At 34.9% G+C, this 25090-nt stretch carries 21 protein-coding genes; 4 read left to right on the plus strand and 17 right to left on the minus strand.

The window, feature by feature from the left end; translation table 11 throughout:
• Positions 1–274: 274 nt before the first annotated feature.
• Genes ACJROP_RS08575 through ACJROP_RS08585 form a run of 3 tightly spaced genes read left to right on the plus strand, consistent with a single transcriptional unit; the run spans position 275 to position 4665 of the window.
• A complete protein-coding gene (locus tag ACJROP_RS08575) occupies positions 275–2719 on the plus strand; it encodes a UvrD-helicase domain-containing protein (protein WP_406535055.1) in 2445 nt (814 codons plus the stop codon).
• Positions 2720–2730: 11 nt separating this feature from the next.
• Positions 2731–3966, plus strand: coding sequence for a hypothetical protein (locus ACJROP_RS08580; RefSeq protein WP_406535056.1), 1236 nt, complete (start codon positions 2731–2733; stop codon positions 3964–3966).
• A gap of 24 nt (positions 3967–3990) precedes the next feature.
• Positions 3991–4665, plus strand: a complete 675-nt coding sequence (locus ACJROP_RS08585) for a DUF169 domain-containing protein (RefSeq protein ID WP_406535057.1) — start codon at positions 3991–3993, stop codon at positions 4663–4665.
• On the opposite strand, the gene ACJROP_RS08590 is transcribed toward ACJROP_RS08585, so the two are convergent.
• The 3 genes from ACJROP_RS08590 to ACJROP_RS08600 form a co-directional block, all read right to left on the minus strand.
• Complete coding sequence (locus ACJROP_RS08590; protein ID WP_406535058.1) at positions 4657–5310, minus strand: NTP transferase domain-containing protein; 654 nt, start codon at positions 5308–5310, stop codon at positions 4657–4659. The genes ACJROP_RS08585 and ACJROP_RS08590 overlap by 9 nt on opposite strands.
• A gap of 23 nt (positions 5311–5333) precedes the next feature.
• Positions 5334–6524 (minus strand): hypothetical protein, encoded by a 1191-nt coding sequence (locus tag ACJROP_RS08595; RefSeq protein ID WP_406535059.1) that lies wholly within the window; start codon positions 6522–6524, stop codon positions 5334–5336.
• Positions 6525–6595: 71 nt separating this feature from the next.
• Positions 6596–7876 carry a Mur ligase family protein gene (locus tag ACJROP_RS08600; protein WP_406535060.1) on the minus strand — a complete coding sequence of 427 codons (1281 nt, stop codon included), beginning with the start codon at positions 7874–7876 and terminating at the stop codon, positions 6596–6598.
• 117 nt (positions 7877–7993) lie between these two features.
• Between ACJROP_RS08600 and ACJROP_RS08605 the strand changes: the two genes are divergently transcribed.
• Positions 7994–8389 carry a nuclease gene (locus ACJROP_RS08605; RefSeq protein WP_406535061.1) on the plus strand — a complete coding sequence of 132 codons (396 nt, stop codon included), beginning with the start codon at positions 7994–7996 and terminating at the stop codon, positions 8387–8389.
• 29 nt (positions 8390–8418) lie between these two features.
• Here the strand turns inward: ACJROP_RS08605 and ACJROP_RS08610 are convergent, their stop codons facing one another.
• From ACJROP_RS08610 to ACJROP_RS08675, 14 genes are all read right to left on the minus strand, one after another.
• On the minus strand, positions 8419–11166 hold the full coding sequence (locus ACJROP_RS08610) for an AAA family ATPase (RefSeq protein WP_406535062.1): 2748 nt from the start codon (positions 11164–11166) through the stop codon (positions 8419–8421).
• Positions 11163–12404, minus strand: a complete 1242-nt coding sequence (locus ACJROP_RS08615; RefSeq protein ID WP_406535063.1) for an exonuclease SbcCD subunit D — start codon at positions 12402–12404, stop codon at positions 11163–11165. Before ACJROP_RS08615 ends, ACJROP_RS08610 begins: the two co-directional genes overlap by 4 nt.
• A gap of 177 nt (positions 12405–12581) precedes the next feature.
• Complete coding sequence (locus ACJROP_RS08620; RefSeq protein ID WP_406535064.1) at positions 12582–12989, minus strand: hypothetical protein; 408 nt, start codon at positions 12987–12989, stop codon at positions 12582–12584.
• 8 nt (positions 12990–12997) lie between these two features.
• Complete coding sequence (locus tag ACJROP_RS08625) at positions 12998–13393, minus strand: hypothetical protein (protein WP_406535065.1); 396 nt, start codon at positions 13391–13393, stop codon at positions 12998–13000.
• A gap of 200 nt (positions 13394–13593) precedes the next feature.
• Positions 13594–15108, minus strand: a complete 1515-nt coding sequence (locus ACJROP_RS08630; RefSeq protein WP_406535066.1) for a helicase HerA-like domain-containing protein — start codon at positions 15106–15108, stop codon at positions 13594–13596.
• Positions 15102–16175, minus strand: coding sequence for a DNA double-strand break repair nuclease NurA (locus tag ACJROP_RS08635; protein ID WP_406535067.1), 1074 nt, complete (start codon positions 16173–16175; stop codon positions 15102–15104). Before ACJROP_RS08635 ends, ACJROP_RS08630 begins: the two co-directional genes overlap by 7 nt.
• A gap of 54 nt (positions 16176–16229) precedes the next feature.
• Positions 16230–16982, minus strand: coding sequence for a geranylgeranylglyceryl/heptaprenylglyceryl phosphate synthase (locus ACJROP_RS08640; protein WP_406535068.1), 753 nt, complete (start codon positions 16980–16982; stop codon positions 16230–16232).
• Between the two features lie 79 nt (positions 16983–17061).
• Positions 17062–17208 (minus strand): 50S ribosomal protein L40e, encoded by a 147-nt coding sequence (locus ACJROP_RS08645; protein ID WP_067042653.1) that lies wholly within the window; start codon positions 17206–17208, stop codon positions 17062–17064.
• A gap of 225 nt (positions 17209–17433) precedes the next feature.
• Entirely contained in the window at positions 17434–18156 is a 723-nt protein-coding gene (locus tag ACJROP_RS08650; RefSeq protein WP_406535069.1) for a hypothetical protein, read from the minus strand.
• 16 nt (positions 18157–18172) lie between these two features.
• Positions 18173–19048: a toll/interleukin-1 receptor domain-containing protein gene (locus ACJROP_RS08655; RefSeq protein ID WP_406535070.1), complete on the minus strand. Its 876-nt coding sequence runs from the start codon at positions 19046–19048 to the stop codon at positions 18173–18175.
• A 15-nt stretch (positions 19049–19063) separates the two neighbouring features.
• On the minus strand, positions 19064–19978 hold the full coding sequence (locus ACJROP_RS08660; protein ID WP_406535071.1) for a toll/interleukin-1 receptor domain-containing protein: 915 nt from the start codon (positions 19976–19978) through the stop codon (positions 19064–19066).
• Between the two features lie 111 nt (positions 19979–20089).
• Complete coding sequence (locus ACJROP_RS08665) at positions 20090–22075, minus strand: right-handed parallel beta-helix repeat-containing protein (RefSeq protein WP_406535072.1); 1986 nt, start codon at positions 22073–22075, stop codon at positions 20090–20092.
• A gap of 52 nt (positions 22076–22127) precedes the next feature.
• Positions 22128–24227 carry a hypothetical protein gene (locus ACJROP_RS08670; RefSeq protein WP_406535073.1) on the minus strand — a complete coding sequence of 700 codons (2100 nt, stop codon included), beginning with the start codon at positions 24225–24227 and terminating at the stop codon, positions 22128–22130.
• Between the two features lie 17 nt (positions 24228–24244).
• Positions 24245–25090 (minus strand): hypothetical protein (locus ACJROP_RS08675; protein WP_406535074.1); only part of this gene is annotated, 846 nt, incomplete at its 5' end.

A 25090-nucleotide genomic window follows, 5' to 3' on the forward strand; every position in this document is an offset into this window, starting at 1 on the left:
AATAATTATACTTTGGGTTAAATAATATTTAAATTATTCGCAGTTTCTAAAAAGAGTAAGTTAGAAACAATAATGTCCCTAACTTATTTTATGCATATTATGGAAGAATGTTCTTCCATAGAGAATATTTTAACTCCAATCAATTAAAAAGTTTTGGTATACCTAAAAATCTTTAAAAATAATCAAACTAAATGGATTAAAGAATACTTTACAAATGCTCTCTCAATCACTTTATAAATAACTTATATACATAAATTATATTTGAGGGGAAAAAATGATTTCATATGAAGAATTTGAAGACATCGTAGTGAATATACTTAACAGAGATATCTCTTCAAATAAAGACCAAAAGAATGCCATACTGTCTCCAAGTGACAAATCCCTTTTTATCGTAGCCGGACCAGGCTCCGGAAAAACAACCGTAATGGTTCTAAAAATCCTCAAATACATTTTTGTCGATGATATAGAGCCTGGAGAAATACTCGCTACAACATTTACAAGAAAAGCAGCCGACGAGCTATACTCAAGAATATTGGGTTGGGGAGATGAAATCAAAAACCATCTGCTTGACAACATTGACGATGATAACTTCGACAACATATTGAAAATCGACAGAGTAGACTTTAACCAAATTAAAATCGGAACAACCGACAGCATTGCTGAAGAGCTGCTTAGAGATTACAAAAAACCTGGAGAAAACCAAGCCATTGTTATTGAAGATTTTGTTGCAAACTCTGCAATGATAAAAATCATTATCGAAGATGAAAAGTATCTCAATAAGGAACTAGTGGAATACCTTAAGGAGTTAAGCGGAAGGGCTAAACTCGAAGAGCCTTCAAAAATGAGTGAGATCCTGATTGAAATCAAAAACAGAATCTATTATGATCAAGTAAACTTCAGGGAATTGTATGATAAAACCCAAAAGGGAAGCGGAGTCCGCCTTGCCCTTGATTGCATTAAGGAATATGAAGAGACACTTAAAAACAGGAATACGATTGATTTTGCAATGCTTGAATCTCAATTCCTGAATAAATTAAAAAGCGGAGAACTGGACTCCTTTTTAGATGAAATCAAAATCGTCTTAATCGATGAATACCAAGACACTAACTTAATCCAGGAAGACATCTACTTTACAATAGCCGAATCTGCACTTGAAAATGACGGAAACATTACCGTCGTCGGAGATGACGACCAGTCCCTATATCGTTTTAGGGGAGCAACAGTGGATTTGTTTACCAATTATCAAAAACGCATCAAGGAAAGGCTTGGTATTGATGTTGAAGAAATCAATTTAAGAACCAACTATCGTTCAACAGAAAACATCATCCAGCACTGCAACCAATTTGCAGAGTTGGACAAGGAATACCAGAATGCCCGTGTTGAAAACAAGCCTAAAATCATCGCACCTGACTTTGAAAAGGACAAGATGCCAATATTGGGCATGTTCAGAAACAATCCCGAAATGCTTGCAAGAGACTTGTCCCTATTAATAAACAAGCTAATCAATAAAGGGGAATGCGAATTGAAAGTCCTGCAGGTTTTGGATAAGGAATATTACGAAAAGGTCAATGGGGCAATTGACATTGCAAGACTGCAGCAGATAAAAAGCGAAAATCTGAAAGCTGGAAAGGAAATTGATAAGATAACACTGAAGTTAGACAGCGATTATGGCTCAGCATCAGACATTGCACTTCTTTCATATTCGCCAAAAGAAATCAGACATGGAAAACGTTCATTTTTATATTTCTTAAGAAAGCATCTCAAAGGACTTAAAAATCCGATTGAAGTATTTAATCCAAGAGGGCTTGATCTTCAGGAAATTGATGTTGTCGGAATATTTTGCGGTTTGATTCTTGAATGCATTGACCCCGAAGCCAGCTTTCAAAAATCCGATAAGACAATTCCTAATCTTGCAAAAAGAAATATGATGCGTTGGAGGATCAATGCCAAGGAATACATCAAGCTAAACCCCGAACCTCATGAGCCGATTACATTATCCCAATTCGTAACTCACTGGCAACTCAGAAGGCCGCTTGGTTATGAGGAATGGCCTAAAACAGCAAGCCTAATGGAACTCGCATATAAGATAACAACTTGGATTGAAAAGCTGCAGGATGACGTTGAGGGAATCGTATATCTGGAAGCCATTACCAAATCAATTACTCAAACCGGATTTTTCAATGACTATCATTCAAACATTTCATTTATTGATCCGAAACAGGAAAGGGCATCTGTTCTTGAAGCGATTTGGAATATTTTCATACCTCTATCAACAGGAGGGGTGAGCATTGATGAAACACTGCTTGAAACACTGCCTGACAACAGGGTGAATGTCTTGTCGATTCACCAGTCAAAAGGATTGGAATTTCCGCTTGTCATTGTTGATGTTGGTTCCAGATTCAAAACAAATGACATTAGAACCCAAAGATTGAGATTTCCAAAAGCTCTCGATGACAAAATCACCATTGAAGATAGCGTAAGGCAATACAGCTGCCTTGGAAAAAGTGACAGGAGTGAAAAAGACCGGTCGTTTGACGATTTGACTAGGCTTTACTTTGTTGCATTTTCAAGAGCCGAAAGCGTTTTGCTCTTAATTGGCCTTAACTCAGCTATTGAAGGTTACAATAAGAAAAATGACCACTTTGACATTCCAAACGTTGCGCTTGGATGGAGCAGGGATGAGAAATATGTTGGATTCAATGAGATATATCTAATTTAGGAAGTGTTAATGTGAAATTACCCTCAAGATCAAAATCATACATGATTCCGGAATACAGCTTAACTGGAGATTTGCTGTCATTTTTAACATGCAATTTGCAATATAGATATCAAAACAAGGGAACGCTGCCCCCTTCAAAACCTGTCCAAAGATGGTTTGGAGAGTTTATTCACGGCGTTCTTGAAGAAGCCTATATCCAATGGAAACAGGAAAACACACAATTCCCATGGGACTGGAAAGAGGACATCAGGCCAATCGAAGAGCTGATTGACTTAAGGCTTCAGGTGAGGGGCCTTTATCCACACGATGAAGACTTGTTCTTCAGCATTTTAAATCAACCGGACAGCAATTTGACAATTGATGACCTAAATGAGCATGACCATAAGAAATTGGCCAGCGCAAGGGCTGAAAAGGCAATCAATATTTGGGGAAAATACCTGTTTCCTCTAATTGATTCATCCGAACTTCTAATCAAAGGTGTTCGCCAAATGCCCAATTATGATGAAAACATAAGTAGATCCAACTATTATGGGATTAATGGTGTCGTCGATGTGTTGACATCAATGAAGATTAACAAAAACCTTGAGCAGAGCACTTTGGATAACTACAACAATATGATTATTGAATTCCTTAAAAAAGACCCTGATTTTCAAGAAAGAATATCAAACTACAGCGAAGGGGATGATTATGAAATCATCATCGATTATAAGGGCATGAAAAGACCTCCAGTTAAAATGATTGATTCAAAAGCCGAAGACAAATGGGAAAACCATAAACAGCAAATCCTGACCTATTCCTGGCTCAGGTCCAAACAGGAAGATGCAAAACCAATTGTTGCAGGCATCATCTTTTATCTAAATGAACTGGTTCCTTCAAAAGAGGACTTGGTTTTGATAAAGGATGAGATTAACAATGATTTGACCGATGTCGGCCAGAAATATCAAGATGACATTGACTTAATCAATAACTGGGAAGAGGAAGACAAGGCCCCTGAGCTTAGCAATGAGTTTAAAATTGACAGGTCAATTAGAATCATCAATGTTGATGAAGAAGAACAGGTCAATGCACTTTTAAAGTTCGACAGCGTTGTTGCCAATATTGAAGACTCTCTCATCAAGGAGATGAAAGGGTGTAAAATTCAGGATGCCTGGAAAGCAGATTCAGATGAAAGAACTTGCAGTGCTTGCGACTTTAGGACTTTTTGTAAAAATAACAGTGTTAAAACAAAAGACTTTAAAATTCCGTAAAACAATATATTATCAGGGGATTGTATGACTAATTTAGAAACAAACAAAAAATACTGTGAAGTAATCGAAAGTAAAATCAAACTTGATGCAAAACCTGTTGCAATGAAATTAATCAAAACTGAAGATGACCTTCCTGAAGGTTATGATTTAATTGAAGAAAAAATCAGACATTGCGAAATGGTTAGAAAAGCATCTTTAGGCAGCAAATTCTACTCCACCATTGAAGAACAAATGTGCTTAGGTGGAGCAGGAGCTATTGGACTTAGAGATATGCCTGAAAAATTAGCAAATGGTGAAAAATACTTCTCACTTGGAAGATTCCAAGATTTGGAAACCGCTAAAAATCTTACAGCTAAACTTTCCATCATTAAAGACATTAGCTGGGGAATTATCTATGCTCCATTAGACGAAGCTGATTTCGAAGCCGATGTTATTCAAATCATCACAGAACCAGTTGGCGGAATGAAACTTGCTCAAAGTATCGTTTACAAAACTGGAGAAAAGATTACACCATCCTTTGCAGGTATTCAATCATTATGCGGAGATGCATTCGCAAACCCATACCTCTCAGAGGGCGTTAACTTTACTTTAGGCTGTGACGGTTCTAGAAAAGCAGCTGACATTAAAGACAACGAAATGACAGTCGGTATCAGCAAAGCCAAAATAGAAGAAGTCATTTCAGGTTTAGAATCAATCTAAGAGTTGTAGATAATCATCATAATGATTGATATTTAATAACTCTTTTTCATTTTTTTCTTTTACACCATAAAAAGTATATCCATCAGCGAAAATTTTTCTTAAAATCGGATTTAAATTATCGTTCTCGTTTTCCAAATACTTCATCAAGTTTTCGCGGGGTGCTACAAAAGGCATTCCCAATCCTTCAGCAGTATCCAATAGACCTGTTTTTCTTCTTCTTAAAATCGATATTGTTCTGTAGGGGTCATCAGCATTTTCAATAACATCAATCATATTATTGAAGGTTTCGGTTGACACCGTTGGCTGGTCTGCCGTGATGCACAGTGCGAAATCAGATTCAATATTTGAAAGACCATTGTAAAGTGATACTGATAAACCTACATCAACTGGATCATTAATGACAAATTTAACAGAATCATTGTAATTATCAAATATAGCATCCATTATTTCACTAGCATAATGACCAAGTACCACAATACATTCATCTACATTCGCAGATAATGCATTGTCAATAGTTGTCTCTATAACTGTCTTATCTTTAAATGGTAAAATGAGCTTATTCTTCAATTCCATATTTCGAGAAATTTGATCCTTTCTCATTCTGGAATTCTTTCCAGCTGCAGTAATAATAGTTGAAATTGACATAAAAAAAGAAAGAAATGATATATTCACTCGTTAGGAATATATCTTGTTACTTGAGCATAGACACCCATTCCGGTACCTGAACCTTCAGTCCACATATTAATCCTTACCGGATAGTCATGGGTATTTGTTACGGTAATATCCTGTGCAGGGTTAAATCCAAATAACACAGCGTTTTCATCCCAAGTCATACCTGTAGGCAGGGAAAATCCTTCTGAAGTAACAGCTGCTCTTAAAGCTCTAGCGGATGGGCACACACCATGAGCTGCACTTCCACCAGGAGCTGATGCATCATTTGCTGATTCGAAGTAAACATAATCTTTACCACTACTGGTTGAATTAGGCGGGATAATAGTTCCGTTCCATGCTTCAACGAATTGTCTTGCATTTACTTCTCTGATTGAATCACCATATTCAGGGTGAGAACCTAAAGAAGTTCCATAAACTTCACCATTTTCTTCAGTATAGTTTCCAGAGTATAAAAGAATCGGAGAACCAGTTGGATATTCAGCAGCATAGTCAACAACATCCTGACCAAATATTACAGGCACATCAGATGAACTAATATTATTCCTTCCATCAGAAAACCCAACCATACCTTTCTCTAAAGTAAATGTAGACCCAATAGCAGCATCATAATTATACCAACTTCTGATTGTTGCATTATTATAATAATCATTACTGTATGGCAAGTCTTTAATTTCGTCAACAGGTACAGACTTAACTACAGTGCCATTTTCAACAACATCAACACCATTTTCTGTTTTCACTAACCATTTATATGGAGCGCTGTATCCCCATACATAGTTATCCGGTTCCTTAACAGCTAATTTGTCCCCCTCAAAAGTTAAATAACCCGGTCCATCCACATCAACAACATTACCATATGAATCGATACCTTCACTTGAAATAGTTGTAAAATCAAAAGGAACAACACCTGTAGAGATAGACATTAAAATTCCATGAAGATCCAATGCCAATAATTGATGCGGTAAAAACCCTAAATCAGACATTAATGGAACTTCAATTGGATCCCTTTGTCCCAAAATTGATTGATTTTCAAACATGGACTGGCCAATTGGAAGGTCATAATCCTCAGTAACAGATTGAGCTGTGTATGGAGCACTATTAACTGAGCCAAATACTGCAAATAATATGCATAAAAATATTAAAGCCAAAAATATTGTAATAGAAATTTTTCTCCAACTTTTACTCATGTAATACACCCAATTAAATACAATAATCATATATAAATATGTAATAATACTATAAAAACATTGTTATAACATTACAAATTTTTTGAAATTAATTTAATTCGCTCTTGAATATCAATAATAACATCTTGACCGTTACCACCAATTAAAATAGCCTCTTCATGAGAATACTCTGCAACCAGTTCAATTATTTGGTCAAGAGTGTTTACGGTTATAATATTTCCCATATACCCTAAGGAATTCAGCCTATAAATTGCAATATCTAATGTGTCATCCAATCCAGGGAATAACACAATGACCTCAGGATTGTATTTGACTGCAACATCCAGAATATCCAGCCTGTGTATCTCATTATGACGTGGAGTTCCTATAAATATTGCATAAAAATCCCTTTCAGATAAAACAGAAGCTAATGCATCAGAATTATCTGTTTTTCCCACATAGACCAAAGCATCATTAATCTTATAGACATCCAGACGGCCTTGAACAGCATTGAACTCACTGAGTGTTGAGCGAATGATATCCTTAGGCACCTTAAGCTCTCTTGTAATGGCTGTAGCCAAACCTGCATTAAGCAAATTGAATTTACCGAACAATTTCAGCTCATCCTGATATTCAAAGTAAGGAATTGTTTTAGCTGCAGATTCCTTAAAATCAGCATTGAAATCTTGATTGAATGCAGTGAATATTGTTTTATCTGCAAAAAACCTGACTAAAGAATCCTTATAATTGGCTATGGTTTTGTGAACATCCATGTGGTCATTTCCTATATTGGTAAGGCCAATCATATCAAAATCAAAGCAATACCTACAGAAATCTAAAGTCATGTCACATACTTCAACAAGCAAGATATCATAATCCCCGCCATCCGCTTCAAGAATCAAATCATAATAACCAGAAAATCCTCCGCCACCGTTGCCACCGACTAAAACCTTTTTGCCGGCATTCTCCAAGATTTCCTTTATCATGTGCACGGTAGTGGTTTTTCCATTGGTTCCTGTGATCCCAATTGTAAAAATGTCTTTATGTTTGGATACGACATCACTTAACAATTGCCCATCTTCCAATAACCTTGTTGCAAAGGCTCCCCCATACATGCTGGGGCTGATGGCAATTGCATCACACTGTTCAATAGCATAAGGATTAGTAAAACCCAAATCAACAGTAATATCTTCACCTACAATCGAAATGGTCTGCTTTTCATCCATCATGTTCATGGATAACATTGGCAAGTCCAAACCAGACAAATCAACATTAATGTTCAAATCAGTGGCATAAACTTCCCATCCATGTCTTAAAAGAGAGTTTACTGCTTTTTTTCCTTCCACACCTAATCCAATTACTGCTGCCTTCATAAAAAATAATTCCTTAAAATAATCACTATATTAAAGTTACTTCTTTAAAATTAATAAATATTTTGTAAACAAATAATTTTAATATGATAATATTTAAAATAAAAGCAAGGTGAGAAAATGTTTGAAGATGAACGAGATGACAAAATTTATAACCTGATTATTACTAATGGAATCGATAAAAATAATGAATATAGGCAATTTATTGAAAAATTATTTTCAAAAGTTGAATTTTTATGGAAAGAATCCATATCCGGTTCATATGCTAATGCCGGAGAAGCATTTTATCAAAAGGTAGACAGAATCATCTTTCTCGCCGGCCTTTATAATGACAATAAAGAATTATTCGAAGATCTGTTAAAAGCTGCAGAAGAATATGAAATTCCAATTGTTTTGGTAAGGCCTATGGGACTTGAAGAAGTTCCGGAAATATTGGAAGAAAAGGCCGCCACCATTGTCGGCTGGAATGCCAACTGCATAATCGATTCAATTAAAGATGCACCAGAAACCATGTGAAAAAAAAAGTAAAAAGATAATAATGTATTCTACATTATTACTTTTGAAATACCATTTTCCTTTTCTACTTTTATCAGATTATCCGCAGCGTTTTCAAGCTGCGCTTCGTGAGTTACAATAATCATTTGCGGCAATAGAGACATGTCCTTCAATAAATTGATCAGTTCATGTTTCCTTGAAGTGTCCAAATGAATTGTAGGCTCATCCAATAAGATTGTATCCAATTCTCCATTGGCCATGGCTTGAGTAATACCAAGTCTTAAGGCTAATGCAATGGCTATTTTTTCACCACCACTGACCATGCTCATTGATGATTCGCCTTCAGGACCATAAACGGTCACGTCGTATTCGTCATCAAGAGTCAAATCAGAGTAGTCGAAGTTGAACTCGTTGAAGAATTCCTTAGTATATTTTTGAATTAAAGGTCTTGAAATATTCCTCAAATCTCTTTGAATACCGTTCTTGCTATATAAGCTTCTGATATGGTTTAAGAGATTAATATAATCTGAAATATCGTTATATTGCTGTTGGAATATGTTTGCAGTTTCGATTTTTCCCCTCAATTCTTTAACTTGGACAATTGCCTCACGTGCCCTGCCCTTAATTTCGGAAAGTTCGGTGTTAAAAGTGGTGAACCTTCTTTCATAAAGCTCTGAACGATAAATGATTTGTTCATATTTTTCCTTATCATAAATGGAAGCTTCAATCTTATTTTTAGTAATGTCAATCTGATTGATTGACATGCCGATATCCTCCTTAATGCTGTCAAGCTGGGATAAGTAAGAGTTTTTGTTTTGAACAAACCCTTTGAGTTGGTTATATTCCTCATTTTTCTGTTTCAAATCAGAAATACGATTTTGCAGTTCAACATTATTAATGTCGCTGCTCAAATGAGGATCCTGTTCAATGGCCAGTTTGATGTTAGCCACCTGAACATCGATTTCGTTTTTAATTTGTTTTAATTTATATTGAGCTTCAGTTTCACTGCCTAAAACATCCAAAGCGCCTTTTGCTTGGTTATATTTGTCATAAGATTCCTTGTAAGATTCACGCTCTGTTCTCTTATTTGCGATGACTAGAATAATCTCGCCCAGTTTATTGCTGATGTACTCTTTAGATTCAAGGCCTTCATCAATCTTGTTCAGTTTAATCAGTTCGCTTTGCAAATGATAGAACTTTTGCTTATACTCGATGATGTTCTTGGAAAGGTCAAGCAGCCTTTCATGTTTCTCTTCAAAGCTTTCCTTATTTTTGGTAAGCAAACGAACATCCTCTTCATAATCTGAGATTAATTGATTGTTCTCATTGATTTCATCAGTGTATTGTCTGATTAAATGAGCCTTTTGTTTTTCATCAATATCTGACTGACAAATCGGACATTTGTTATCCACGTCGTATAATTCCTCAAGAGGCTTCTCATTAGACTTGATGTTCTGTTTGAATACAACAATATCCTCATTTTTGGATATGATTTCATTGGCCAAATCCTTGATTTTTGCTGAAACCTCATCAAGGAAGTTGCCTGTGGCCTCTTCAATATGGTCAATGTCATCAACCTTCGCCAAGATATCCTGGTCGAGACCCTCATCATCCAATTTGTCTTTTGCTCTTGAGAAAAAGTTTTCAATATCGTTTCTTTCAGATTCAATTTGCTTTAATAGCTCTTTTTTATCCTTTTCAAGTTTGGCCAAAGCAGCCAATTCCTTTTCAAAATCAACCTTTTTGGCGTTCAACTTGGAAATCTCCTCATCTGAAGCCAAAAAGCTATTGTAGCCTTCCTTATTTTCTTCAACGATTTCCTTTTGTTGAGCGATTGAATCTAATTTATCATTGATTTCAGATTCTTTCTCTTTTAAACTTAGAATGCTGTTCATGGCCTTTTCAAATTCAAGATAAACATCCAATTTGGATATGAACTTCTCCAATCTTGAAATCTTATCTTCAGCCTCTCTGATTTTGTCCAGATTGTCTTGGATTACATGTTTGTCATTTTCCAGTTTGGACAAGGTTTTTTCTTCAGCATTTAAATTATTGACATTAGTTTCATAAATCTCTTTTTCCCTCTCCATGTTCCTTTTGTTTTCGGCAATCTCATCACGCAACTCGTTTACCTCATCGATTTGCTTTTCAAGTTCATGACCCCTGTCCTTTAAGGAATTCAGTTCGTTCAGTTTTTTATCAAGGTCTTCAACCATTTCATCGGAATTGTATAGTTTCCCTTTAAGCACTGCAAGTTCATTTTCATAATCATTGATTATCGGCAATAGGTTTTTCCATGACTTTTCAAGTGAATCGATGCCCAATAACTTGGCTATTAACAGTTTTTTCTCAGCAGGAGTCTTATCGACAAGCTGTGCGATTTCTCCTTGCCTGATATAGATTGCATTCAAGAACAAATCGGAATCGATGTCCAGGATTTGCTTGATTTCATTGGCTACTTCTTTATCTCCAGTACAGATATGGACATAATCTCCATCTGAAGAGGTTTTCTTGTATATGGAAGATTTAAGGTTGGATTTCTTTTCGCGAATTACCTTATAGTGTCTTCCCTTAGATTCAAACTCCAATTCAACTGACATTGAATTAGCAGTATTTCTGACCAAATCATCAATTTTCTTACCTGTGTGCTGTTTGAATAGGGCAAAGCTAATGGCCTCGAGTATTGTTGATTTTCCAGCACCGTTTTCTCCAACGATTACGCTAATGCCATTTTCAAATCTGATAACTGTATTCTCATGAGATTTGAAATTATGTAACCTTAATTTTCTGAAGATCATTTTAAAACCTCCTTAAATGTTACCTGAACATCCTCGGATTCATCTTGAAACATATTCTCATCTTCAACTTCACTGCTTTCTGCATCACCCTTAACAGTATCATAAAAATCATCGAAGAACTGATCGACTAAGGCTCTTGATTCTTCTAACTTGTCCTTTGAGAGATAATCATATAAATCAACAGCCAATTGATTGACATCATCACTGTCATAATACTTTGTAAGCTGTTCCAAAAGAAGTTCTTTAGGTCCTAAAGCATTATCCTTATCACGCAGGTCATCGACAGGCAGTTCACCGGCCATATTGAATTTTGGCCTAATCATTAAAGACAATTCACCTAATTCCTCTTTGATAATCTCATAAACGACACCGGTATCATTTTCAACATCATTAACAGTTAAATCCAAAATAGGCTTCTTGTCAAAGTTCTTAATTATTTCCTTTATGCCTGCAATACCGCTTTCCAAATTTTTGTAATCAAGAGACCTTTTAATGAATTCGCGAGGCAAATCTACTTTAACTCTTTTGACAAGTGGCTTTTGACCATCAAAATCAACTACAACAAATCCTTTTCCATTTTGATTATAGTCCTGCAATTCATTAGTTTTCCAGATTTCACCAGACCCAGGATAGACTAGTCTGCCCCTTCCAAAAGAATCATTAACATAATTGTGGATATGGCCTAATGCATAATAATCAAAATTATCCGGAATTTCCCCAATCTCCAGCTCATATTTATAGCCAAAGTATTTGTCAATTCCTTGGTGCAAGACCAGAATGGCTTTATCATAATTGGCTGCCTTTTTGGATATTTCTGCCAATTTGGATTTTAAAACTTTGCTTTGTGATGATGGATAATAAGGTAACCCTGCAATAAAGACATCACCATGGGTATAATTAGTGTTGATGGGACTAATTACCTTCAAGCCTAATTTTTTAAATATGACTTGAGGCGGAATAGCTCCCTTGTGCATAACCATATCATGGTTTCCGGCTATTGCATACATAGGAATACCTGCACCTTTTAGTTTTAACAATCCTTTTTGAAATACCAAAAGTGCATTCGGAGACGGCCTTGCTGTTTCAAACAAGTCTCCACTATGTATTACAAAATCTACATTTTCTTCAATTATCTTGTCTATAACCTTTTCAAATACTTCATAAAAGTCTTTTTCTCGCTCAATTAAACCGAATTGGCGATAACCTAAATGAGTATCTGCTAAATGTGCAAATTTCATTATATTACCTTTTTAAATTTTTTGTATATAACCAATTTAAACACTATAACAGTATTTAACTGAATAATATTATATTATATTGCATATTTAATAGTTTTCCCAGAGAGCATTTGAAAACTAATCAAAATTGTTTTTAATATGTTAAAATAGAAATTTTTAAAAAAAAATAAGAATGAATTATTTATTCAATTTTTCACTATCTAGTAATGCAGGCATTAACATTAATTCAACCAACAAATCCAATTCTTTCCTTAAAGGCCTTAATTCAAAAAATATATTTCTTAAAGACTTCATGATACCATTATCGAATGTATAACGATCAACTTTAACATTTAAAATTATATTTGACAAGGAATCAAATTCCGGGTCAATACTATACCTTAAAGAAAATTCACCATTTGGAAAGTTTTGACTTAAATATGGTTTCAGTTCATTTAACAAGACAATTAATCCGCGATGAGCAGATATGAAATTATAAACCTCATTTTCTGATTTTATTTCATAATAACTCTGCAACTCATTGAATTTCTTATCAAACAAATTATCATCATCCTCTAATTGTTTAACATAATTTAAATAATCCATATTCACACCTACAAATTATATGGAGGATTTTCCTTTAAAAAATTAAGTGAATTAAAAGCTATTTCTAAATCTTCCAACATTTTATCCAAATTTTCTTCAAAATACATTTGGCATTCTAAATCAGAATCATAATCTGCATGATTTCTCATTTTTCTCAAAAACCCAATAATTTCACCTATTTCATATTCATTAGAATTATTAGAAGCAATCAGCTCTTTATAAATCCTTTCATGAATATCATTGCGTTCTTTAAATTGATATTTATGCATAACATTTATTAAATATTCTCTAATTGAACCAAAAAGAGAATAATACTGCCTACTTATAGCACACCGCGTATAAGCTTCACCAGAATGAGCCAATAACTCCTCCGCAACATCACGAAAATCTTCCCATTGAAACATTCTTTTACCTCATAATTGTTATTATATTGAAAAATTGATTTCACTTTGTAAAATTGTATTAAAAGCAAAGTAAAATTCTTCAATTCAAATTTTAAATAATATTATGAGTTATCAAGTATAAATAAGTTACTATATAACCCTATACAATATTTTAATGAAAAATCAATGTTGAATTAGAAAAATAAGTAAAAAAAATGGGATTAATAATCATATCCCATATCTAAAGTTTCTTGTTCCATGCGTTCCAATTCTTCGGCTTCCTTTTGTTTGATGCTTGCAAAATAAGAAGCAATGTCCATGTCATCACCATGACTGCGACCCTTAAACTCATCGATTTTAACAAGAGTAGGCACTTTACTCATTAAACCCAAAACAACCGCTTCACCAACGTTTAAAGAAGGAAGTTGATTAACCAAATCCTGTGACAGGCTTTCACTAGCTGATTGGACATGCCTTTGATCTTCCGGTTCAACAAGTCTTAAAATAATCATGTTGTTCATTTGAGACAATGCATCATGGTCAACGGTTTTTGGTGATTGGCTTACCAAACATAAACCTAAACCAAATTTACGGCCTTCCCTTGCAACCCTTTGAATCCAACGCTTTGAATCTGAATCGCGTTTTTTAGGAGCAAGGATATGGGCCTCTTCAAGAATGAAGAATACTGAATTTTTAAGTAAATCCTCTTTATTGCCACTGCGTGCTGCTTCTTTACTTCTTTGAAGTGAATTTCTTAAAATATGACTTACCAATACGCTTGCAACATATTCATCAACCTGACTCAAATCCAAGACATTAACATGTGAATGTTTGATATTGGATATGATATTTGGAGCGGATGGGAAGAAAAGTTTAGCATATTTTAGCTTAGCATCATTTATTTTGTTCATCACATCCACAACGGCCTTGTCGATTTTTGACTCCTCATCATCCAGCCCTGATTTGGCTTTCAAGTAATCATGCATCAAGTCTAAGAAATCAACTGTTCTTTCAGTTCCGCTGCTGAGCTCATCAGTTGCATAATTGAAGGCTTCCCTGAAGTGCCTTTCCTGGATAACTGCATTGCTTGGAATATTCATCAATTTCTTGATTTCATAGAATTCCATATATTTTGGATTGATTTTAGGTTTGATTACATTAACATCACCATTCGGGAATTCCGCCCCCACATATTCTCCATGCATGTCAAATACGAATATTGGAACACTATAGGAAAGCAACTGATCTATCAATACGGAAACAGTATTTGATTTACCTGCACCTGTCATAGCCAGAATCGCCAAATGCCTTGAAAGAATTGGGTTTGCTTCCACATTGACATCAACATCGCTTTGATTTACCAATGTTCCTAGCTTTATAGGATTTCTGACCTTGAATATCTCTTCCAGAACATCCTTATCGGCAAGATGGATTTCAGTTCCGGGAAGCACTGGTGTTCTTGGCAACTTTAAATTGTCGTTAACATCACCTAAGATTTTTACTTTGCCTCTGATATAATTATCTTCAACACCGATTTTGGAAATCTTTTGAATGGCTTTAAAGTCATTAATATCTACATTTAAAGCATCATTTCCTCGAATCAGATTTTCAATCATTCCCAAAACCTTTTTCCCGTCATATTCTATTGTAACGTATTCGCCAACTTTTGGCATCTTATCAGAAATGAATGTGACTTCAGACAAGCTTGTTTCTCCAACGCAAATTCCAACTACCATGACATCACTTCCCTGTTTGTTGTTTCATAAATCTTGGCTATCTTCAATAATTCCTTAATGTTTCTATCAGTAATCACCACATCGTTATGTGCCCTATTCAAAAGATAAGGATAACCCTGAACTGACAATACATTTATCTTTTTGATAATCTCAAACACTTCTTCCTTAGAAGCTTTATAAGGCAATTCAACTTTCAGTACATTTTTGTTGTCCTGCAATCGCAAATAGAACACCGTAAATGTCAATTTCTTAAAGAAGTCGTTGAAATATGGAAAAGCCGCTTTAGGGTGAACCTGCCTATATTTGATAATGGACATCCCCTGCTTTTTGGTGAACTTGTCCAGAAATGCAATATCCGGTATGTTCCAATGGAACAGGTCATTGTCGGATGAAGTTTTTGAAATTGAAATAATCTTTTTCCGGTACTCTAAAATCTCCTTTAAAAGAATAATCTTTTCTATTGAAGCCAAATGAAGGTTATACTCTTCAATTTTATTTAAATTTTCTTTTTTAGGCAATTCCACTAACTTCAAAGAATCTCTGATTTCCGGAAACACCAGACCAAAATTCCTTATTTCCAGTCTTCTTTCAAATTCATTCAAGACGCTGTCATCCAGATTGTCCCTCAATTTGGAAGGCAGTTTGGAACCTCTTGGAAATGCATTCTGCAAATCTCCCAAAATGGATCCGTCAAACATATAATAGTCAACGTCATATTCCCTGATGGCCCTTAAAGCGCATTTCAGCTCATAGATGGCCATGTAATTTCCCAGAAGTTCATCCAAAAAAGAAACATTCGCTATTTCGAAAATGTCTGAGTCATCGATTTTTTTGATTTCACCATCGTAAATTATGGATTCGGCACCTACCGCACAGAAATTGCTTGTCAGAAACTTCTTCTTGTTGAAGCTTCCGTCTCCTGCGGCAATAACAAAATCATCAGAGCTTTCATCAATGTGCCGGTCAAACCAGTTGTACTCCAATTGGGATTCGACATTGCTGTCCGAATCTATATCATGGATGAATCCTCTTTTAGCGATGGCCTTTTCATATAGTGAATTTAACATAATATTTCCTATGTTAATAGATTATTAAAAAAGTATGGTGAGAGCAGTTGAAAACTACTCCATGGAAGCTTTTAGGATAGCTCCAGTCAATTCTTGAATTTTAGCTTTAACATCATCAACCTCTTCAACAACAGTACCGGTTACGATAATGTCCCCACCAGCTTTTGCAGCCATATAAGCTGCCTTGCCGTCACGGATTCCTCCTCCAACGACTAAAATGTTTTTAGGAGCAGCCCTTTTTGAGTAAGCTACCATTTCCACTGGAATCGGTTCTTCAGCACCGGAACCTGCTTCAAGATAGAAGAATTTGATTCCGAACAATTCTGCTGACATTGCATAAACGGCAGGTATCTTTGGCTTGTTTCTAGGCACCAAATTGGCGTCCCCTACCCAACCGACGGTTCCTCCAGGAGCAACTACCATATAATGCATTGGTAAAATTTCCATACCTGATGCCTTTACGGCAGGTGCTGCAATAGCTTGAGCTCCGTTAATCCAGTGAGGATTTCTTGAATTGACATAACTCATGTAAAAGATTGCATCGGCATATTTGCTTACGCTGCTTGTATTTCCCGGGAAAATGATAATCGGAACTGCGATGTTTTCAGACAATATTTTACAGGTGTTGTCAACATCATCACCGTTAACGGTAGACCCGCCAATCATGATTCCATCAGTTCCACCTTCAATAGCTGCAGTAGCAATTTCCAATGCTTCTTCAGGTGTCTGTTCATCAGGATCAATTAAAGTAAAATGAATCTTTCTCTCTTCCAATATATCGCGAATGTATTTTTCAACGTCTTTCATAAAATAAGATTTGTAAAAAATGATATATTAAATTAATTGTTCTATAAAAAAATAAATAAAAAAAGTTAAGAGAATAAATCTATCCTCTTGGTTCTTTTGCTTTGTATCTTAAACCTTTGTAACCGCATTTCCTACAAGTTGTAGCTCCAGCAGGGTTACGAGCGTTACATTTTAAGCAGATTTTTACATTAAACATTCTGTTTTCTGCTTCTTCGAATCTTGCCATTAATAACTCCTCCTATAATCATGAAAAATTAATTAAAATAAATTTGTTATGAATACATAACTATTAATTAAGTATTTTAATTTAATAGTATTTAAATGTTTAGTAATTTAAGGTATAATAAAGAAAAATTGGATTGTTAAAAAAATATCGTTCGGATAAATCAGCATGCCTAAAAAAATTAAAATATAAGGGATTTGAAATTGATTTAAATCCCTTCTTTAATATTTAACCATAGTCGAAAAGATCGGAACTGCTTGCTGAACCGCCTACACTTCCGGAACTGCGGGAACCGCTTGAACCGCTATAGCCGCTGGAACTGCTTGATCTCCATTCATAACCCCAGCTAGAGTCAGATGAACTAGATGAGCTGGATGAACTAGTTGAAGGAGCAGATGCCTTAACGACTGTTTCTGTTTTTTCAGCAGCATTGATTACAGATCCGGAACTGGATGAACTTGTATCATTATCAAATTTGATTTTCTGAGTCGGATCGTGATACTTAACGGTATTCCAACATTGCAAGAGCAAATCCTTATTTGAGGATTGTATCAATAAGGTATCATTATATTGAGTATTCTTAACGAAAACAGAATATATTCCATCTTTCTCATATATTACAACATTACCCTCTTTTAATTTTTTGGAGCCTGTTGCAACCGAATTCTTAAGCTTTTTCAATTCCTTAGCACTTGATGAAGTGGACAGATTAGAACAACTTGTTATGTTTATGTCATCATCCTTATCTTTATAATAGAAAATTCCTTTCTTATCCACTTTATCCGTAGCGTTAGGATTTTCAGGAACCTCCATATAAGCTGACTTGCTTAAAACGATTGTCTTATGTTCAGATATTGTATCCAATTGATTATCCGCCAATAGGAAATAACCAGCAACAGCTGCAATCGCTGCAATTATTACAATCAGCATTAAAATATATTTTTTATCCATAATCATTCCCCGCTAACTAAATCTGAGAATCATCCTGAGCGATGATAATGTCATCAGAATTGATTAATTGAACATCCGCCAGTTTAATTGTATTCTTATCTGAAACTGTGGAACCAAGTAAAAATCCGGAACTGACCTTTTGAGCATCTTTAAGAGGAGTTTCAACTGAATCGACCAAACTGCCTGTCTTATCATAGAAATCTACAACAATAGTGCAACCTTCCGGATTGTCCGGTGTTGGAGAGATTGTCCCTCCTACAAAGTATGAATAATTCCAGTCTGTATTTTCCTTTCTGACGTCATCAACATGAAAATCAGTAATCTTAATCTTTACATCACCCGCTTTGATCTGTGATGAACCTGAAGCATCACTTCCCTCATTAAACATCATGTACCCCAAAGCGCCGACGATAAGCAATAATGCAGCTATGCCGACAATCACCGGAATCTTATGCTGTTTAATAACATTAGAGATATTTCTGTCCTTTGCCTTTTGTTCCTTCACCAATCTTGAGGTGTCATTAACCAAAGTATCGAATTCATCTTCGGGATTAGGGTAGGCCTTGAGCCAAGGCTTGTTTCTTAAGAAGAATTGCAAACCTCCCTCCAATTTTGAATCATCAATCTGGAAAACCAAAATAGACCTTTTATCACCAAAAGCGACATCGACTTCATTGTTAACGAAATTGGAATCCTTTGAGTTTTTTGAATAAAGCAAAACCATTACTTTGGATTTTTTAATCGCATTCATGATTTCATCAACCATGTGCTTGACACCAGCGTCACGATTTTTCAGCCAGCATTCCAATCCGCTGTTTTCCAAAACTTCACAGACATCTTTTGCCGTTTCCAAATCCCTTTCATCATAACAGATATACACATCATGAGCCATTAATAACCCACCAACTTATTGTTCTATAATATTGTCACTTTCTATTTTATCTAAAACATTGCCTTTCTTATCCTGCAGCTCAACTGAAACTTTAGAAACGTCCTTTTTGGACACATCAATGGAACCTAAGATATTGCCCTCAATCTCGCCGATTTTCGAATCGCTTGAATCCACAACATTGCCTGCATCATCAAGATAGTCAATGTGAACCACATCATCGGAAGAATTGCTTAAATCGTCGGCGATTGTTCCAAATACGTAATATGCATAACTGCCATCGCCATAGTCCTCCAAACCGATATATCCTATGCTGATTCCGGTTTCGTTTGATTCGACAGTGCTTGAATCTGAACCCATTGAACTATAAAAGGCAAATCCTGCCACAGCAATCAAAACAAGCAGTGCCGCAATAATCGGCAATTTGTATTTGTCAAAAAAGCCCTTTTGCTTTTTGGCAATCACTACGTCAGGAGCAGGAGTTGTGACGACTCGCCCGGTAGATTCAATCTCACTGAGAACACGTTTGACATCCTCTACCAACTGCGCATAACAGTCATCAAGTGTTTTATTCTGCTCTTTAAGGGCAGTAGGGGATGCATCCAGCCATTGGGTATTTTTCAAAAAGAATTCCATTTTCTTTTCAGGAAATGAATCATCAGCCTTTAAGGAAACTATGTGTTTGCCGGAAGAAAAGGCAGTGTCTATTTCATTGTTAACATATTCGGATTCCTGAGCGTCTTTGGAAAATACCAAAACAACGATTTTGGCGGCTTCCAAACCGTCCATGATTTCTTTTGCATAATTAGTTCCAGTTTTAATATTTCTAGGAGCTATCCAACATTCAACGCCATTGCTTTCCAGGTTTTCGCAAACCGCATCGGCATAATCCATATTTTTTGTTGAATAGCTAATAAAAACATCATGCGCCATGACTTCACCATTTAAACATGTTTATAATTAAATGTTGTGCCTTTTTAATATATAAATTGAATGATTAATATTTAAAAAAGGAAAAAAGGAATAAAATGTTTGAGTTTATCCCTATTTTGCGGTATCTTTTGTCTCCCAACCAGGGATTTTTTTAGCAGATTTGGTAATTTTCATGCTGGAATACGCATATCCACTATATTTAATATTCGCCGGCATGACCTTGACCTTATGTGTTCCCACACTTAACTTATTGGTACCGTAACCGCAAATGCCTTTAAACTTGCCGATTGTTTTAGTCTTCAATGTTACAACAGTATACTTTTTGCCTGTATAAATCAATACCTTAACCTTAACGCCATTAAGTGCCTTATTGGTCTTCTTATTCTTAACGGTTATGGATACTGTTGCTCCATCCTTACCTGTTGCCTTGGTAACCTTGAATTTTAAAGGAGACTGCTTGACAACCTTAATGGAAGATGTAAAGGTTTTGAATGTATAACTTGCAGACTTTGCACTGACAACAATCTTATGGGCTCCTTTTGACAATCCTTTAGTTTGATAGGATGCAACACCCTTGGAATTGGTGGTGGCATATGCAGTCTTATATTTGGAACCTGTATAAACTTTAAGAGTAAGTTTCATGTTAGCTATACCCTTTTTAGTTCCTGAATCAATGACTGTTATTGTCCATTTGGCGCTCTTTTTTAAAGCGACAGTGACTTTTGAAGCCTTGATGGTAGCGGTTGCCTTTTTGACGGTAATACTCAAATCGGCATCAGTGGAATAGTGGTATTCATCTGGAGTTGTAGTAACCCTTAACGTATAAGTTCCGACAGCCAAATTGGAAACTGTTACAATATTTTTTGAGTAAGTGATTTTGGCTTCAGGATGGTTTAAGACTTTAATATTCTCCCGAGTAACATTACCCCCGTTGACAGTCATATAAATGGAACCGGATAATCCATATGTAAAAATCATGCCCGCACTGAATGTTACTTTTGAATTTACCTTAATTACATTGAAAATATTAAACATATCTAAAATTCTTTGATCAACACCATAAATTGCATTTGATTTAGTTTTATTTTCATCAATTACAAAATAACTATCTAGTATAGATGAATATTCATTTGCATAAATATCATTACCTGTCAAAGCAGTGTTACCATTAAAAGATGAATTCACAATAGTATTAGGCTTGTTTAAAGTAATAGCACCACCATGTCCATTATAAACATGATTATCATTAAAAGTACAATTATCGATTTTTAAACTTTCACCATTACTGTAAATTGCTCCACCAGAACTTGTAGAAGAATTATCTGATGATTTAAGATAATTGCCATTAAATGTAGAGTTGCAAATTTTATTATTTTTACCATTTACAACAATTGCACCACCATTAATCGATGCATAATTGTTATTAAAAGTACAATTTGTTACAATGCAGTTATTTCCTTCTAACGCAACAGCTCCTCCACTCTGCTTCCTTACTATATTATCTTTAAAAGTACAGTTAATTATTTTACAATTATCTGCACTAATCATTATAGCACCACAAGACCCTCCTTGATTCATATTATTGTCAAATTCACAATTACTTATAGTTCCTCCTTCTCCTTTCCAGAGAATAACGCCACCATCATCATTACATGTCCAATGGGTTATTTTTAAATTACTTAAAGTAACACTGGACGCTGAAGAATCAATAACAAAACATCTTTTTGTGATATATTCAGGACCACCATACTTAATTGTAGCATCATTTATTCCATCAATATCCATCTTTTTATTAAGGGTAATTGTATTTTCTAAACTAAACGACCCATTAAATACAATTTTATCTCCCTCATTTGCTGAATCGATTTTCTGTTGAACATCATCTCCAGGATTAATATAAGTAATGCTATTTGCATCAGCCAAGATTGTAACTTCGTCACTATCCCCTTCCAAATTTAATGTAGATTCATCAATAATATCACTTTCGGCTATAATTTGGGTATCTGTCACATTGTCAAATGCATCTGCAGCACTTGCATGAGACATTGCACAAATGCTCACTAAGATAACCAATAAGAATATAATCTTTTTTTTCATTTTACCCCTCATCTTAAAAAAAATAGAGAATTAAATAATGAGTTTTATTTCCCTATTTTGTATCTTTAGTCTCCCATGAAGGAACCTTTTTAGCTTTTTTAGTAATTTTCATGCTGGAAGCTGCAGAACCTGCATACTTAATATCCGTAGGTGTGATTTTAACCTTATGGGTTCCTACACTAAACTTATTTGTAGCATAACCACAAACACCTTTAAATTTGCCTTTTTTCATTGTCTTTAAAGTAATCTTCTTGTAGGTTTTGCCAGTGTAGATTAATAAAGTTAATTTAACACCATTTACAGGTTTTTTAGTCTTTTTATTTGTAACTGTAATGGATAATGATGCCCCATTGGCCATAGTTTTCTTTTTAACTTTAATTTTCAAAGTTGTTTGTTTAATGACCTTAATTGAAGATGTTAAAGTGTTAAAATTATAACCTGCATGGGTTGCGCTTGCAACAATCTTATGGGTTCCTTTTGTCAATCCTTTAGTCTGATAAGATGCCACACCTTTAGAGTTAGTAGTGACATATACAGTTTTATATTTTGATCCTGTATAAACCTTCAAAGTAATTTTCATATTAGCAATGCCTTTGCCTGTTCTTGAGTCAACAATGGTTATTGTCCATTTAGTGCTCTTTTTTAAAGCAACGGTTATTTTAGAAGCCTTAATAACAGCAGTTGCCTTATTAACAGTAATACTTAAATTGCTCTCAACAGAAGTGTGATTTTCATCCGGAGTTGTAATTACTATTAATGTATATTTTCCAACAGCTAAATTAGAAACACCCAATACATTATTGGAAAAAGAAATTTTTGCCTCAGGATGGTTTAAAACTGTAATGTTTTCAATTTCAATTGTTCCGCCCTCTACAGTTACATGAATAGAACCTGAAGAACCATACTCAAAAATCATACCTGCACTAAATTCCACAGTAGAATTAATTTTAGTTCTGTTAAATATATTATTTAATATCAAATCATCAGGATTTACAGTAATCTCCGGAACAATAGCGTCTTTTTCACTTTCGCCATAATCAAGAACAAATATGTTTGAAATTATATTGCTTCCACGAAAGATATCATTTCCTGTATCGGCATCATTAGCATTAAAGAAAGAATTTTTAACTGTGTCATTTTCACATAAACTTAGAGCACCACCAAATCCATTAGCGGCATGATTTCCAATGAAAGTACAATTATCTATAATTAAAGCATCACCAGCGCTGCAAATTGCACCTCCACCTTCATAAGCATTAGGACCGTTTAAAACATAATTGCCATAAAATCCACAGTTAATAATGGTTGTATGGTCCCCATATGAAAATATTGCACCTCCATTATTAGCACAATAATTTTTTGTGAAGTTACAATTTTCGACAGTGTAATTATTTCCATATAATAGCAATGCGCCACCAACACCAGATAGACCCTCAGGATTCTCGTTTTTTTCACCAAGGGCATAATTATCACTAAATTCGCAATTTCTTATTAAACTTCCATCACCATAACAAAGGACAGCACCAGCATCTAAATCTGCATAATTATTGCTAAAAATACAATTAGTTACATTACAGTTATCACCATTAATTACTAAAGCACCACCAATAGAAGCGTTACCTCTAGCATAATTATCAGTGAATTCGCAATTGACTAAATTACCATTATCACCAGACCACCAAACAGCACCTGCCCATAAGAATGTAGCTCCAACGAATTTTATATTTTTTAAAGAGACATTGGGAGCATTAATATTGAAAAACGGAGTAAAATATCCATTAGAACCATTGTATTCTATAACAACGCCCTCATCAGGACCAACAATATTAACCGATTTATCTACAGTAATTAAATAATCACAAACATATGATTTATTAGTAAGATTAATTGTGCTTCCTTCTTCTGCATTGTCAATTTGATCTTGAATATTTCTATAATCCGAATTTACGGATTCAAGCTTGTCACTATCAGACTCGCTAACCTGACAATCCTGCTCATCCAAAGATATTGCAGAATATTCTGCATCATCACTTTCACCTAAAATTTGAGTATCTGTTGAATTATCAAATGAAACATCATCTACTGCACTTACATGCGATATTGCACAAATACCTATTATAATAAGTAAAAACAATATTATTTTTTTATTCATGTTATCTCCCTAAATCCCTATTTTTTAACTTTAACAGTTCTTTTGACTGTGTCTTTTAAGTATGTTACTTGATATTTGACCTTTTTACCTACCTTAAGCTTTTTGAGTACGCTTGATTTGATGGTAACTTTTGCCACACCTTTCTTATTGGTTTTGGCTTTGTATTTTTTGCCGTTGAACTTGAATGTGACTTTTTTCTTTTTAAGGTATTTGCCGTTGACTTTCTTGAGGGTTGCAGTCAATACCAATTTTTTGGCTGATTTTTTAACTTTAACCTTCTTAAGTGAAACCACATGTTTTACTTTCAAATTCTTGGTAATGCTTACGCCCAATGCACTTGATGTGATTTTATAAGTTCCCGGAACGCTTTTTATCACAATGCTTGCAACACCTTTAGAGTTAGTAGTTGCAGTAGCATATGCCTTGTTGTTTAATGAGAAGCTTACTTTTTCACCGCTTGCAGGACTGCCGTCCGCCTTATAAACAGTAACGGAATACTTCTTGCCTGCACTATACAAAACAGTCAGATCACTTGCACTGATTCTGGCAGTCTTATGATTAATGGTTAAAGCCAACCTATTGGAAGATGAACCATATTTTGCATCTCCAGAGTAAGTCCAAGAAATCAGATATGCTCCATTCTTAAATTGAGATAAGTCTAATCTCGCAATACCATTGACAATATCAATAACAGGCCCTTTAACACCATCAATAAAGAATGTTATGCTACCATGAGCATCGTAGGCAATATTTCCTTCATCATCATAGATATATACCACCAAATAATTATCGTCATCAGACTGAGCATTAGAAGTGGTTTCCTTAGGCAAGATATTCAAAGCATATTTCACAGGAGTTTTACC

This window comes from Methanobrevibacter sp. (assembly GCF_045220775.1).
GTDB lineage: Archaea > Methanobacteriota > Methanobacteria > Methanobacteriales > Methanobacteriaceae > Methanocatella.